Source organism: Dyella sp. GSA-30 (genome assembly GCF_027924605.1).
Taxonomy (GTDB): domain Bacteria; phylum Pseudomonadota; class Gammaproteobacteria; order Xanthomonadales; family Rhodanobacteraceae; genus GSA-30.
Genome location: NZ_AP027042.1, coordinates 1441176 through 1455722, shown reverse-complemented (window position 1 = coordinate 1455722; position 14547 = coordinate 1441176). Strand labels below are relative to the sequence as shown.

The window sequence follows — 14547 nt, the reverse complement described above, 5'->3', positions numbered from 1 at the left end:
GCGATCGCGACTTCCGGGAACCTCTCCTACTCGTCATTCCGGCGCAGGCCGGAACCCAGTGGCTTTGTGATCGCTTATCGCGAAATTCTGCAAAAGTCAGCTATATCGCGAAAACTAAAAACTGATGCCACTGGGTCCCGGCCTGCGCCGGGATGACGATAGAAAAATCTGAGGTTATTCGAGGCTTCCTCCCGTCGCGACCGCAACATCCGGGCATAAAAAAACCTCCTCGCTTTCGCGAGGAGGTTTCTGTTCCGATCGACGCGCAGGCCGATTAGAAGTGGTACTGCGCCGACAGACCCAGCGTGTTGCCGTAGTCGTCGAAATTGCCGGTCAGCGTGTCGCCGGTCGAGCTCGGCGCGCCGTCGATATGCGCATTGTTGACGAAGATGTGCATGTACGAGGCGTTGATCTCGAAGTTCTCGGTCGCCTTGTAGCCGATACCGAACGACAGCAGCTTGCGGGTCGAATCGGGCACGCGTGCGTCGCGGGTTTCGTTGTAGGTCGGCGTGGTGTCGAGGCCGATACCGGCACGCAGGGTCAGGCGATCGTTGACGTAGTACTCGCCACCGATCGATGCGTACCACGTGTTGCGCCAGTTGAACGGCTCGACTGTCGGCGGCTGCGCCGGGTTCGAGTAGGTCACCGTCAGGTTCTTGAACACGTCCCACTTGGTCCAAGCCAGATCCATACCCAGGCCGAACTTCCCTTCCTGGTGCCAGTAGCTGAAGGACGCCACGGCCGGCGTAGTGAACGGTGCGGTACCGTCGGTGTGCGTGAACGGCACGCCGCCCAGGCCCGCCAGCAGCGGTGCCACGGTCGGGCTGCTCAGCAGCGCCTGCACATTGGTCGGCACGGTGAAGTTGCCGGTGCCTTCCAGGGTGTGCGAGATCTTCGAACGGTAGTTCAGGCTGAAGCGGTCATTCGGGGTGAGCTTCCAATAAGCGCCCAGCTGCCAGCCATAGGCCCAGTCGTCACCCTTGATGCGTGCGGTGCCATCCGAACCCGGAGGCACGATCAAACCCACCTGTTGACCCAGCGCGGCCGCCTGCTGCGGACTGATGGCACCGGCCTGAGCGGCCTGCTGCACCAGGCCCAGGCCCACGGCGTTGTAGTTGACCGCGGAGGTCAGTTCGGCGGTGGTCTTCTGCGCAATGGCGCTGGCACCGATCGAGAAGTCGTCGGTAACGCTATACGACGCCGACAGCGTCACGTCGTACGAGGCGAACTTGGACTTGAGCGCGTTGTAGCGACCGATCCAGTTGTTGTCGTACTCGGTCTGGAAGCCGAACGGCACGGTGCCGGCCAGGCCGATGTGCCAACGATCACCCAGCTGGGTGGAGGCAAAGAACGCCGGGATCGGCAGCGTGGTACCGGCGTCGCCGCCGTTGCCGCCGCTGATTGGACGACCCAGCGCATCATGGGCCGAACCGGAGAACTTGGCGCTGAAATTGACCGCCGTGATGTCGGCCTGGAAATAGGTACCCTTGAGGTCGGCCATGGCGGCCGGGGCATTGGCGATCACCGAGGCGTCGCCGCCGGCGGTGGCCGAACCGGCATAGGCGCGTCCCATCGATTTGGCGCTGTCTTCCTTCAACTGGAAAGCGCTAGCGTGGGCGCCGCCTGGCGCGGCGAGGGCGCCAATAATGGCCAAACTCAGCGCGGCCAGCGCAAACGGGCGCGACGCCCGTGAGAACGATTGGAAAGACATCTGCATTGCTCCTGCTTATTGTTGATCCGGCTCGGGACACAGTAAGGGGGCTGGCCGCGTCATCTATTTTCATACGCGCGTTTGAGACCCCTCGCGCGCACTCTGCCGGCTCAACCCCGGCCTTGCAAGTGCGGGCGCAGCAAATGGGGGCCTGTAGCCGGTACTTCCCGTGGATTGATGGTCGATGACCGAAGTTGGGACTTGCGGTGTCCATCGCGTTCGCAGACTGTTACGCTTGATTGTCCGCGCGACGCTTCGCGTCATCGATTGCCGCTGACTCAGGTGGTTGCCATGCACTGTTTCGTCTACGCCAGCCAGCGCAAGGCCGACTCCTATCTGTGGCTGCCGCGACGCGACGATTTCTCGTCGCTCCCCGAGTCGCTCATCCTGCTGCTGGGCGATCTGCGCCTGGTACTCGAAGTGGAACTGAGCGGCGAGCGGCAGCTGCCGCAGGAAGACGCGCAGCAAATCCTCGCGCATCTACGTGACCAGGGCTGGCATCTGCAATTGCCGCCCAAGGAAACCCTGGCCACTTCCAACCATCTTGCCTATCGAAGCACGCCTCGTCAGGACGATAGCGAGGAATGACCTCGTCTTCGCCCTGTTAACACAGGATTACCGCCTGCTGCTTCGACGATTCCTATACTGCCGACCTCATGCCACAACCCAAAACGCGTCGCCCACCTCCATTACTCCAGTCGCTCGCCTGGTTCATTCCCGGCCTGATCTTCGTCGCCATCGCCGCCATCGGCGCGCATCCGCTGGCGTTGATCCCGTTACTGGCCGCCAATGCGCTGACCATGGCAGCTGTCTGCCATGCCATCGGCTTCGACCCGGAACCGCGCTTCCTGCGCACGGTGATACGTCGCGGCGCGGCCCACCTGGTGATGTTTACCGGCTACGTGGCGCTGGTATTCCTGCTGATCGCCTGGCCGATGCTGCAGCTGAGCCAGGGACACGGCCTGGGGGCCGCATTGATGCTGGCCGCAGCGCTGGTGGTGGCGCTGGGGGCGCTTTGGCGTATGTGGCCGGCGTTTGGCCTGGTCTTCGTCTGGGATGACGCTTATCCCGCCAAGAGCGACGGTTCGTGGATTTTCACCGCCACCGCACGCAGCATTGCCTTTGGTCGTCACCTGTCGCGCGAAGAACGCTTCTTCACCCACTACCTCCCCGCCGCGCTGGCCCTGCTGGCCTCGGCATTCGTTGCCATCACTCTCACCGGTCTCTACGGCATCCTGCCGGCGGAGCTGCGCATCAGCGCGTTGGCGCTGTATGGCGTGGTGCTGCTGCCGCTGTGCTGTCTGATCATCGCCAACCGCACCTTGCGCGCGTTGCTGTGCGAAGGGCGCAAGCCAGTGCGCCGACCGACCGAAGACGTGGAAGCGCCACGTGTCCGCACGGCACCGGCCAAACCGACGGCACCGCCGCAGCTGAGCGAGCAGGAACGCACGGCCGGCACACCCGAACAACAACGGGCCTTGCTTGCCGCCACCCGTGACGGCGATATCGAACGCGCCATTGCCCTGGTCGAGGCCGGCGCCGATCCGAACACCGCGCCGCTGCCAGGCGACCGCGATCAACGCCCCGTGCTGATGCTTGCGGCGCTATTGCCCGATACGCGCCTGCTGCGCGCACTGATCAGCAAGGGTGCCGACGTCAATCGCAGCAGCGGCGGCCTGACGCCCTTGCTGGCCGCGACGCGCGACAGCTGGCATGGCCGCTCCGAGGCGGTGATGACCCTGCTCGCCAACGGCGCCAACCCGCTAGCCACCGATACGGACGGCAACACGCCGCTGCATGGCGCCGTGCTGAGCGAAGAACCCATGGTCGCCGCGATGCTGCTCGACGCCGAGGCGCCGATCAACGCGCTCAATCGCAGCGGCATCAGCCCATTGGCTGCAGCATGCCGCGCAGCGAACTGGCCGCTGGCGAAATTTCTGCTTGAACGCGGCGCCAAGCCCACGCCGGCCGATGGCGAGCCCGCGCTGGTCGCTGCCGCAGGCATCGCCGATGACGACGTGGAAGGCGTCAAGCTGCTGCTCAAGCATCGTGCCGCCATCAACGCCGTCGACGCACGCCATCGCAGCGCACTGATGACCGCCGCCGCGGAAGGCCACGAACAGATCGTACGCGTCCTGCGCACGGCCAATGCGGATGTCTCGCTGGCCGACCGCCATGGCAGTACCGCGTTGATGGAAGCCGCGCGCGCCGGCTCGGTCGACATTGTGCAGGTCATTGCCGAAGCACAGCCTGACGCACGCGTCCGCGACAACCACGGCCGCGATGCGCTCACGCTCGCCTGTCAGTCGCCGCATGCCCAGGCCGAAACCGTTCGCGCCCTGCTTGCGCTTGGCGCGGAAGCGAAGGCCCCGGGCAGCGACGGGCGCAGTGCACTCGATCATGCAGCCGCTGCCGGCCGCTGGGACCTGGTCGCCCTGCTCGACCCGGATACACCGCTGCCTGCCAGCCTCAGCGTCGACGTGCTGCCCGAAGGCGCCGACACTCCCGCTCACCTGCTCGATGCCCTGCGCTTCGGGCATTGGGCCATCGTGTCCACCTTTAACCAGCGCGTGCGCGAATGGCCGCAAGGTCAGTTGGCGCAGCTCTACCTGGATCTTTCCGCACCGGGTCTGAGCTCGGCACGACGCTGGCTGCTCGAGCATGCGTTGCAGGCCGAAGCACGCCTGCAACCGCAGCTGATCGACGACGCCGAAACTGCCGAAGGCCAGCAAGGCACGTTGCCGACGCTGGGGCGACGGCTGTTCGATGCCTTGCTGCAGCAGTTGCCCGGATCGATCGAAGCCGTCGAAGACCTGATGCAAGCCGGAGCCAGCCCTGCCGGCACCGGCCTGTTCGGTCAGGCTTTGCAACGCATCACCGACAACCATCCGCAGGGCATCGCACTGTTGCAGTCGATGTTGTCAGGCGGCGCCGATCCGTTTGGCTCGGACGTGCGCGATCGCACGCCGATGCATCTGGCTGCCGCAAACGGTCAGCTTGCCATTCTGCAGACGCTGCTCGATCGCGGCTGCAACCCCAATCCGCGCGATCAGTCCGGCCGCACGCCACTGTTTGCCGCGCTGGAAAACGGCGAGAACGCGCTGCCACTGGTGCGCGCATTGGTCGCCCATGGTGCCGACCCTGAAATTGCCGACGCCAACGGCGAAACGCCGCTCGGGCTTGCGCTGGATCACGGCGAAATCGAGCGTTGGTTGAACTGGGGCGAGTGGTCGCGTCCTCGCCGTCCACTACGCGCCGACGATCTCCCTGCGGCTGCTGCGATCGGTGCGCTGGCCGCGGTTGAACGCCTGCTCGAACTCGGCTTTGCCGCCGATACGCGCGACCGCCAGGGTGCGAGCGCCTTGTTGCATGCGTGTGGTGCGGGATATCGCGATGTCGCGGCGCGCCTGCTCGATGCGGGTGCCGATATTTCCGCGACGGCCAACAACGGTATGACGCCGCTTGCCGCTGCCGTGGGTGCGCGTCGTGAAGCTCTGATCAGTCTGTTGCTGGAGCGTGGTGTTGCAGTCGATCAGCGCCTGCCCGGCGATGCGACGGCGTTGATGGTGGCCGCCGCGATGGGTTATCCGGATATCGTCGAGCAGTTGCTCGATGGCGGAGCCGACGTCAATGCGGTCGACTCGCGCGGACATAGCGCACTGCATGCTGCGGCGCAGTTCGGGTTTGAGCATAACGACAGCTTGCGAGCGCGTCGTTTGTTCGATGCGCTGTTGAAGCGTGGCGCACAAATCGATCGCGCGGATGGCGAGGGCAAGACGCCGCTACTGCTGTTGCTTGGTGCGCATATGCGGCCGGGTAGCGATTACGATGCGACGCATATTGGTGCTTTGGTGCCGGTGTTGCTCGATGCCGGCGCCAACCTCGAACATGCTGACCAGCGTGGTGTTACTGCGCTGCATGCTTGTGCGATGCATGCGTTGTTGCCGCCTGCTCGAGTGTTGCTGGCGCGTGGTGCGGATCGTGCTGCGGCTGATGCGTTTGGGCGGACGTCGGCCGATGTGGCTCGGCAGTTGGGGTATGTGGATATTGCGCATGAGTTGGCGGTGCGCGCGGGCGGGGTGATTCCTAGTGTGCGGCAGACGTTGAGGCAGCCGGCGCAGCCTGAGTAACGCTCGATTTGAAGTTTGTTTCGTGGCGGCTTGGTTCTTGCCTGTGTGCTTCGGCGACCTAGCCGCTTACGCAGCCCCACCTACTTCGTCATTCCGGCGTAGGCCGGAACCCAGTGGCGCCAGTGTTTGGTTCTTGCCTGGGTGTTCGGGCGATCTGGCCGCTTACGCAGCCTCTCCTACTTTGTCATTCCGGCGTAGGCCGGAATGACAAATAGGTGGGGTGGTGTGAAATGTGGGGACGTGCGCTCTTACTCACTCCTCACTCCTCTTCACTCACTCCCCGCTCTTGAGCTACTCCTCTTCCTCACTCAACTCCGTCGACGGCGTCGAGGTCTCGCGCTCCTGCTCGGCGACGGGGTCGTCGTCGGCGTCGAAGATGTGCATCAGATCGTTCAACGCTTCGCGCGAGGTCTGCGTCAGGCGTACATCGTCGTCGTAGACGAGGTATTGGGCTTTCAGCAAGCGGATATCGTGTTCGCGGAAGCGATCGACGCGGTCGGTCGCCAGCTCACTGGAAAGCCCCAGGCTTTCCAGGGTCATGCGTGTCATCTTGAGGCTGGAATAGAACGTCTCGCGTACCGGCATCTCCACGCCCAGATCCATCAGGCGGAAGGCATGCTGGCGGTTGCGGGCGCGCGCGATGATTTTCAGATGCGGATATTGCCGGCGCACGAGGCGCGCGATGCGCAGGTTTGCGTCCGGATCGTCGGTAGCCAGTACGAACACTTCGGCTTTGTCCGCCTGCGCCGCGCGCAGCAGGTCGGCGCGGCCGGGGTCGCCGAAGAACAACGAGGTGTTGTTGAAGCGGCTCAGCGTATCCATCTGTTCGACCGACGACTCCAGCGCCACGAACGGAATGCGCTGCGCGCGCAGGACGCGGCCGACGATCTGGCCGACGCGGCCAAAGCCGGCAATGATCACGCGCGGCGCATCGGCGGTGATCTCGTCGTATTCGCGCGTGGGTTTCTTTTCCGCCACTGCGCCGAGCAACTTGGCTGCCACGACTACCAGGATCGGCGTCAGCGCCATCGACAGGGTGATCACCAGCACCAGCATGCTTTGCTGCTGCGCGGTGATCAGCATCGCCTCCTGGGCTTGCTTGAGCACCACGAAGGCGAATTCGCCGCCGCAGGCCAGCAGCACCGCCAGACGCAGGGCATCGGCGCGGTTGAGCCCGCCAACAATGCGGCCCAGCGGCCACAGCAGCGCACCTTTGAGCACCAGCAATGCCACCACCAACGCGGCGACGGTGTACGGCTTGCTCAGCAGCACGGCCACGTCCATCGACATGCCTACGCTGATAAAGAACAGGCCCAGCAGCAGACCCTTGAAGGGTTCGATATGCGATTCGAGCTCGTGGCGGTATTCCGAGTCGGCCAGCAGCACACCGGCAAGGAAAGCGCCAAGCGTCGACGACACGCCGACCAGTTCCATCAGCCATGCCGTGCCCATCACGACCAGCAGCGCCGTCGCGGTCGATACTTCCACGGCGTTGGCGCGCGCAACGAAACGGAACACTGGCCGCAACAGATAGCGCCCACCTACCACCACCGCCAGAATGCCGAACACCGTGCGCGCACTGGCCGCTATGTCAAAGCCATGCTTCGCGCTCGCAAGCAACGGGATGGCGGCAATCAGCGGAATCGCGGCCAGATCCTGGAACAACAGGATCGCGAACGCCTGGCGCCCATAGGCCGAGCCGGCTTCCTTGCGCTCGGCGAGAATCTGCAGTCCGAACGCGGTCGACGACAGCGCAAGGCTGCCGCCGATGATGGCTGCGCCCTTCGTCGTCAGGCCAAAGAAGTAATAGCCGATCAGGGAGATCACCAGGCTGGTCGCCAGCACCTGCAGCATGCCGGTGCCGAAGACCGAACGACGCATCACCCACAAGCGCTGCGGCGACAACTCCAGGCCGATCACGAACAGCATCAGCACCACGCCGAACTCGGAGATCGTCGCGACGCCGCCGGTATCGGATATCAAGCCGAGCAATTGCGGACCGATGACCACGCCGGCGACCAGATAGCCGAGCACGGAACCGAGCCGAAACCGCTTCGTCAGCGGTACCGCAATGACCGTCGCCAGCAGGAAGACCAGCGCGGTTTGCAGGAAATGATGACTGTCCAAGCGCGCTCCTTAAGTTCTCGCGATTATTCCACGCAGCGCATGGATCCGCCTACGTCTTTGCGATGCGCGACAGCGGCGCCAAGGCCTGCCGCAAGATGTCATCCAGTCGTGCTACTGCCGGTGATGGCTCGGCGTTGGCGCGATGCAGAAACAGGCCGAGCATGGGTAAATCCGGCAATGCGGTATGTGTCATCACGCCGACCAGTCCCGGCAAGCCCGCTTCGGTACGCATGCCAATACCCAGGCCCGCAGCGACTGCGGCCCAGATGCCGGCAAGGCTCGCGCTGGTGAAGGCGATACGCCAGGGTATGCCGGCACGGTCCAGCGCCGTGGTCGCCGCCGTACGCATCAGGCAGGGCGCATCCAGAGACACCAGAGGCACCGGCTCGCCGGGTTGCCAATGGAACGCGCCATGGGCCGGCCCAATCCAGCGCATCGGCAGCTCGGTGATGCGTTCCTGGTAAGGCGTGCTGGAGTTCGCGTCCCAGGCCAGCGCCAGATCGAGCTGGCCTTTGTCGATGCGCTCGAGCAGTTCGCGATTGCGCGCGATACGCGCCTCGATCCGCACCTTCGGATGCGCCCGTGCAAACCGGCCCAGCACGTCCGCCAGCAGCGATTCGCCGAAATCCTCCTGCAACCCAAGGCGCACCCAGCCTTCGAGCTCGGCGCCATGCAAAGCCGTGGCCGCCTCGTCGTTGAGCTCGAGCAGGCGCCGCGCATAGGCCAGCATCGTCTCCCCGGTCTCGGTCAGCGCCATGCCGCGGCCCTGGCGGCGCAATATGGGCGTGCCGACCTGATCCTCCAGCTTCTTCAACTGCGCACTGACCGCCGAGGTCGAGCGACCCAGGCGGTCCGCTGCCTTGGCGAAGCTGTTGAGCTCCACGCCGGCAACGAAGGTGCGCAGCACATCGAGGTCGAAATGGATGCGGCGCATGGATTAATACCAAAAAAGTGGATTATTACTTCTAAATTTCCCGATTTTCAGGACCATCCTGCCGCTGTAGCCTGCATTTCGTCAAGTCACCTTAAGGAGTTCATGTCATGCCGTACGCACGCATCACGCTTCACAAGGGCAAGTCCCCCGACTATTTGCGCTCGCTCGCTGACAATCTCTACCGCGCTATGAACGAGGCGTTCAACACCCCGGCCAACGATCGCTTCCAGATGATTCACCAGTTGGAACCGGGCGAGTTCTTCTACGACCGCGATTATCTCGGCGGACCGCGCTCGGACGATTTCGTGCATATCGCGATTACCGTCGGCCGTCCGCGCGATGCCGACACCAAGCGCCAGTTCTATCGCCGCCTGACTCAATTGCTGGCGGAGGGTCCGGGCATCGATCCGGAGGACGTGATGGTGGTCGTGCATACGACCGCGTCGGAAGACTGGTCCTTTGGCGGCGGTCGGGCCGGGATCACCGCGGCGGAAGCGATGCAATGATCGCCATGCAATACAGCTTCACCTTTCCGGCCGACTACGACATGGCAATCATCCGCCGTCGAATCGCCGAGAAAGGTGGGATGACCGACGACTTCCCCCATCTGGCATTCAAAGCGTATCTGAGTGCGACGCGCGGGGACGAACGTTTGCCCTCGCAGGAGAACCTCTATGCGCCGTTCTACCTGTGGCGTAACGAGAAAGGCATGAACGCGTTCCTCGCCGGGCCTGGATTTGCCGCGCTATGCGATGCGTTTGGGCGTCCGTCGATTCGGTTGTGGCCGGTGTGGCAGGCGAGCCTCAAGCCGGAGATGCGCGATGCTGTGTGCGCAACGCGCGAACTGCTGCCGATTGCGCCATACGCCGATCTTGAGGCATTGCGCCAGATTGAGCGGGACCGTGCATTGCACGACACGGCGCATGGTGCCTTGGCTGCGGTGAGTGCTTATGAGCCGGGGAGCTGGACGATGGTCCGGTTTCGCTTGTGGAACGAGTTGCCGCCGAATCCGGCTCAACAGGTGTATGCGGTGGGGCATATGTCGGTGCCGGCGGCCGCTGCGCAAGTATGAACACCTGTGGGTAACGAAAGGGAAACTCGAATAACCTCAGTCCCTCCTATCGTCATCCCGGCGAAGGCCGGGATCCATTCCTCAGTTATCGCTTGTCAGGCAACATTCGATAAGCATGTGCGCTGAGGAGTGGATTCCGGCCTTCGCCGGAATGACGAGCAGGAGAGGCCTTTACTCGCCGCGCAACCACCGCGCAGCATCGATCGCAAAATAAGTAAGAATCGCATCGGCACCGGCACGCTTCATCGCCGTCAGCGACTCGAGCACCACCGCACGCTCTTCCAGCCACCCATTCTGTATGGCTGCCTTGAGCATCGCGTATTCGCCGCTCACCTGGTAGACGAAGGTCGGTACGCCGAAGGTATCTTTCACACGGCGTAGAATGTCCAGATACGGCAGGCCCGGCTTCACCATCACCGCGTCGGCGCCTTCGCTGATATCGAGCTCGACTTCGCGCAAGGCTTCATCGCTGTTGCCGATATCCATCTGGTAAGTGTGCTTGTTGCCCTTGCCCAGATTCGCGGCCGAGCCGACCGCATCGCGAAACGGACCATAGAACGCGGATGCGTACTTGGCCGAGTACGCGAGAATGCGCGTATGGATATGACCGGCGTCTTCCAGCGCATCGCGAATCGAGCCGATCCGGCCGTCCATCATGTCCGACGGCGCGACGAAATCCATGCCGGCCTCGGCCTGCGCCAGCGACATCTTGATCAAAGCTTCGACGGTCGGCTCGTTCATCACATAGCCGTCCTCGTCGATCAGACCGTCCTGACCGTGTGTCGTATACGGATCAAGCGCGACATCACCGATCAGGCCGAGCTCGGGGTACGTCGCCTTCAGTGCACGCGTTGCACGCTGCATCAGGCCATCGGGGTTCCAGGCCTCGCTCGCATCCTCGCTCTTTACCGACGCGCCGGGCGACGGAAACAGGGCCAGCGCCGGAATGCCCAGCCGCACGCATTCACCGGCGAGTTTCAATAACTCGTCGATCGACAGGCGGTCCACACCCGGCATCGACGGCACCGCCTCGCGCTGCCCTTCGCCCTCGATCACGAACGCGACCATGATCAGGTCGGCGCTCGTCAATGTCGTTTCGCGCATCAAGGCACGGGAGAACGCATCGCGGCGCATACGGCGCATGCGGACAGCGGGGAAAGTCATGGCAACGGCCTCAGCGATACACAAGCGGGCCATTCTACGCCTGGGCCGTAAGGACTGGCGCAGGACATCGCGTCGCATCGCAGGTTTTCACGCAGAAAATGACATCCGCCTAAACGCCCGATCCGGCTAACACGTCCATGCAACACGAGCGGGCGCAACCTCAAGAACCCGCCCCCACGGAGTGTTGCTTCATGTCTGCCTCGCCCACCTCTTCGACCTTCCCACAAACCGCCCGCTACCTCGGCCCGCATGGCACGGACGACACGATGGAAGTCACCGTCGTGCTGCGACGCCGCGGTACGCCGCCGGAGCCCGCGCAGTGGCCAACCAGACATGCCCCATCGCGCACCAGCTTTGGCGAACGTTTCGGCGCGGACCCTGCGGATGTCGAGCATCTGCGCGGTTTTGCGCGCGACCACGGTCTGCAGGAAACCGATTGCCAGATGCATCGCCGCTCGATGCGCCTGCGTGGCAGCATATCCGCGCTGCAGAAAGCCTTCGGCGTGGAACTGGGACGTTATGAAACCCCCGACGGCCGGCAATTTACCGGTTGCCAGCATGCGCCGCAGCCGAGCCAGGCATTGGGGCCGCATGTCATCGCGGTGCTCGGCCTCGATCAGCGCCCGGTCGCCAAACCTCATTTTCGCCGGGCCAAACAGCCGGCGTCGCAGTCGTTCACGCCGCTGCAAGTCGGTCAGCTCTATCAGTACCCCGATGGCACGGACGGCAGCGGCCAGACGATTGCCTTGATCGAGCTCGGCGGCGGTTATCAGAGCGACGATCTCAGTACGTATTTTTCGTCGTTGCAGTTGACGACTCCGACCGTCGTCGATGTGGCGGTCTCCGGCGGGAGCAATCAACCAGGCGGCGACGCGGATGCGGAGGTATTGCTCGATATCGAAGTGGCCGGCGCCTTGGCGAACAGTGCAAAGATCGCCGTCTACTTTGCGCCCAATACCGACCAGGGTTTCTACGAAGCCATTTCGCAGGCCGCGCACGACACGACTAACCAGCCCTCGGTCATGTCGATCAGCTGGGGCGGTCCCGAAAATAACTGGAGCACGCAGTCGTTCGATGCGATGCAGAGCGCGCTCGAAGACGCCGTGGCATTGGGCGTTACCGTCATCGCCGCCGCAGGCGACGACGGTTCCAGCGACGGCGTGACCGACAATCAGCCGCATGTCGATTTCCCCGCATCCAGCCAGTATGTGCTCGCCTGCGGCGGCACGCGTCTGCAAGCCAGCGGCACGACGATCAAGAGCGAAACAGTCTGGAACGAAACCGCCTCGAACAACGGCGCTACCGGCGGTGGCGTCAGCGCACAGGTCGCCAAGCCCGATTGGCAGAGCGGCATCACCCTGCCCGCCGGCACGAATGGCCGTGGCGTTCCCGATGTAGCAGGCGATGCCGATCCAGCCAGCGGCTATGCGGTACGCGTCGATGGCCAGGACACCGTGATCGGTGGCACCAGCGCGGTAGCGCCGCTATGGGCGGCGCTGATTGCGCGTTGCAACCAATCGCTGGGAAGCCCGCTCGGTGATGTGCATGCGGCGATCTATCAGATCGGTACTGCCGCGTTTCATGACATCACGTCGGGCAACAATGGCGACTTCAAGGCGTCCAAAGGCTGGGATGCCTGCACCGGTTGGGGCAGCCCCAACGGCACGAAACTGTTGACGGCATTGCAGGGCCTGCAGAAGCAAGCCTGAGCACGCAACACGACGGCCGCGGCGCCCCGCCGCGGCCATCGGTTCGTTACGCGATCAGTGCGCTTTCTGGCGACGGATATCGCGGCTGTTCCGGTTTTCCGCGCGATTGAGGTTGCGCGTTTCCTTCTTGGTCAAATGACCGTTGTGCTTGGCCTCGTCGGCACTCGCACGCTGGGCGATGTTCGCATCGCGCGTTTCATCGCGGGCCGCCTGCTTGCCATTCATCGTGCCGTTGGCGACACCGTTGCTGATGCGATTCTGCTGGTTGTCAATGCGCTGATTGACCTCGTTGACGCGCGGATGCCCGGGAACATCGGCGGTCTGCGCCATCGCAACGGAAGCGACAGCCGTGGACACGACGAACGCAGCCGCAATAAGACGACGAATCGACTTCATGAGAGTTCTCCAAAGGTGGATGGACGGCAGCGCACCCCGCGCGTGCCGTTCCATCGCAAGAACGTGGCGTCACCAAGGGCGTTGACTGCGCCATCGAGAGACTCCGGGATTCGTTCAGGCAGGGAGTCAGCTTTTGATGCGCTCGCCGTTGCCGGCATCGAAGAAATGCAACCGTTCCGGATGAAACCCGAAATGCAGCGTGCTGCCGCGCTCGGGCAGCTCGCGCGACGGCGTGCGCGAGACCACCGCCTGGTCGCCGTAACGCAGGTTGAGGAACATCTCATTGCCCACCGGCTCGACCACTTCCAGCTGCGCACTGAACAGGGCGCCGGCGGCGTCTTTCTGCGGTATCAGGTCTTCGGGGCGCAGGCCGAGCACGACCTCCCGTCCCTGCCAGGCGTCGAGCGCCGCGCCTTGCGCCAGTTCGCCAAGCGCCAACACGCCTTGCGCGGCCTGCAACGTCCAGCCGTTTTCACGGCGCAACGTGCCGTGCAACAGATTCATCGCCGGGCTGCCAAGGAAGCCGGCCACGAACAGATTGGCCGGGCGGTCGTAGAGGTTCATCGGCGTATCGATCTGCTGGATCACGCCGCCGTTCAACACCACGATGCGCTGGCCCAGGGTCATGGCTTCGATCTGGTCGTGCGTCACGTAGATCATGGTTGCCTTGAGCTGGCGATGCAGGCGGGCGATCTCCACCCGCATCGACAAACGCAGCTTGGCATCCAGGTTCGACAACGGCTCGTCGAGCAAGAAGACTTTCGGATTGCGCACCAAGGCACGGCCCAGCGCCACGCGCTGACGCTGTCCACCCGACAAGGCGGCCGGGCGCGAGTCGAGCCGCTGCTCCAGCTCCAGAATCGCGGCCGCCTCGCGTACACGGCGATCGATCTCGGCCGGATCCTGCTTGCGCAGCTTGAGGCCAAAGCCGAGGTTCTCGGCCACGGTCATATGCGGATAGAGCGCGTAGTTCTGAAACACCATCGCGATGTCCCGATCCTTCGGTGCCACCTCGTTCACGACACGGTCGCCGATACTCAGCGTACCGCCACTGATGGTTTCCAGGCCCGCAATCATCCGTAGCAAGGTAGTCTTGCCGCAGCCGGAGGGACCCACCAGCACCAGCAACTCGCCGTCGGCAATCTCGAAGCTGGCATCGGCTACCCCGACATGGCCGTTGGGATAGACCTTGCGCAGCTTGTCGAGACGAACACTGGCCATGCATGTATCTCCTGGCCTGGCCGGGCGCCTAAGCCTGCGGGATGGGATAAAACCGGCCCACGATGCGCCAAATGGCTGCACAA

Annotated in this window: 11 protein-coding genes; 5 read left to right on the top strand and 6 right to left on the bottom strand. The window is 63.7% G+C overall.

What is annotated here, in order from left to right:
* Positions 1-274 precede the first annotated feature (274 nt).
* Positions 275-1711, bottom strand: a complete 1437-nt coding sequence (locus QMG46_RS06400) for an OmpP1/FadL family transporter (protein ID WP_281851657.1) — start codon at positions 1709-1711, stop codon at positions 275-277.
* Between the two features lie 291 nt (positions 1712-2002).
* On the opposite strand from QMG46_RS06400, the gene QMG46_RS06395 reads away from it, so the two are divergent.
* Entirely contained in the window at positions 2003-2299 is a 297-nt protein-coding gene (locus tag QMG46_RS06395; protein WP_281851656.1) for a YcgL domain-containing protein, read from the top strand.
* 68 nt (positions 2300-2367) lie between these two features.
* A complete protein-coding gene (locus QMG46_RS06390; RefSeq protein ID WP_281851655.1) occupies positions 2368-5841 on the top strand; it encodes an ankyrin repeat domain-containing protein in 3474 nt (1157 codons plus the stop codon).
* Between the two features lie 291 nt (positions 5842-6132).
* Here the strand turns inward: QMG46_RS06390 and QMG46_RS06385 are convergent, their stop codons facing one another.
* Positions 6133-7968 carry a monovalent cation:proton antiporter-2 (CPA2) family protein gene (locus QMG46_RS06385; protein WP_281851654.1) on the bottom strand — a complete coding sequence of 612 codons (1836 nt, stop codon included), beginning with the start codon at positions 7966-7968 and terminating at the stop codon, positions 6133-6135.
* 49 nt (positions 7969-8017) lie between these two features.
* A complete protein-coding gene (locus tag QMG46_RS06380; protein WP_281851653.1) occupies positions 8018-8902 on the bottom strand; it encodes a LysR substrate-binding domain-containing protein in 885 nt (294 codons plus the stop codon).
* Positions 8903-9009: 107 nt separating this feature from the next.
* Between QMG46_RS06380 and QMG46_RS06375 the strand changes: the two genes are divergently transcribed.
* Positions 9010-9408 carry a tautomerase family protein gene (locus tag QMG46_RS06375; RefSeq protein WP_281851652.1) on the top strand — a complete coding sequence of 133 codons (399 nt, stop codon included), beginning with the start codon at positions 9010-9012 and terminating at the stop codon, positions 9406-9408.
* The gene (locus tag QMG46_RS06370) at positions 9405-9974 is read left to right on the top strand and encodes a DUF4865 family protein (RefSeq protein WP_281851650.1); all 570 of its coding nucleotides are present in this window, start codon (positions 9405-9407) and stop codon (positions 9972-9974) included. The genes QMG46_RS06375 and QMG46_RS06370 overlap by 4 nt, the downstream gene beginning before the upstream one ends.
* Positions 9975-10145: 171 nt before the next feature.
* On the opposite strand, the gene hemB is transcribed toward QMG46_RS06370, so the two are convergent.
* Positions 10146-11138, bottom strand: a complete 993-nt coding sequence (gene hemB, locus QMG46_RS06365) for a porphobilinogen synthase (protein ID WP_281851649.1) — start codon at positions 11136-11138, stop codon at positions 10146-10148.
* A 191-nt stretch (positions 11139-11329) separates the two neighbouring features.
* Here hemB and QMG46_RS06360 point away from each other — a divergent pair, with 191 nt between their 5' ends.
* Positions 11330-12847, top strand: coding sequence for a S53 family peptidase (locus tag QMG46_RS06360; RefSeq protein WP_281851648.1), 1518 nt, complete (start codon positions 11330-11332; stop codon positions 12845-12847).
* A 54-nt stretch (positions 12848-12901) separates the two neighbouring features.
* Here the strand turns inward: QMG46_RS06360 and QMG46_RS06355 are convergent, their stop codons facing one another.
* Positions 12902-13243 carry a hypothetical protein gene (locus tag QMG46_RS06355; RefSeq protein WP_281851647.1) on the bottom strand — a complete coding sequence of 114 codons (342 nt, stop codon included), beginning with the start codon at positions 13241-13243 and terminating at the stop codon, positions 12902-12904.
* Positions 13244-13369: 126 nt separating this feature from the next.
* Positions 13370-14464, bottom strand: coding sequence for an ABC transporter ATP-binding protein (ugpC, locus tag QMG46_RS06350; RefSeq protein WP_281851646.1), 1095 nt, complete (start codon positions 14462-14464; stop codon positions 13370-13372).
* Positions 14465-14547 lie beyond the last annotated feature (83 nt).